Source organism: Halorubrum sp. SP9 (genome assembly GCF_005435015.1).
GTDB classification, from domain to species: Archaea; Halobacteriota; Halobacteria; order Halobacteriales; family Haloferacaceae; genus Halorubrum; species Halorubrum sodomense.
In genome coordinates this window covers 1-215 of sequence record NZ_SGXU01000789.1, presented here as the reverse complement: position 1 = coordinate 215, position 215 = coordinate 1, and the positions used below count along the sequence as shown (strand labels likewise).

The window sequence follows — 215 nt, the reverse complement described above, 5'->3', positions numbered from 1 at the left end:
CTTTGGCCGAACTCGAATACCTCCACCGTAGCCGATACGTAGATTTCGGCGATGCTGAGTACTTCCGCGAGACGTATCAAGAAGTCCCCGTTCAATACCAACCGGGTACAGACGACGAAGGGTACGAACTGTTTTTGGAGGCTATCAAAGATTCACTTGACGAACTCACAGATGTTCTCGTGAATTTCTTCGAGGACTACCGGAGCCGCGAAGGA

At 50.7% G+C, this 215-nt stretch carries 1 protein-coding gene; it reads left to right on the top strand.

What is annotated here, in order from left to right; genetic code table 11:
* Positions 1-215, top strand: a 215-nt coding sequence (locus tag EXE45_RS21165) for a hypothetical protein (protein ID WP_137695223.1), incomplete at both ends; no start/stop codon positions are given.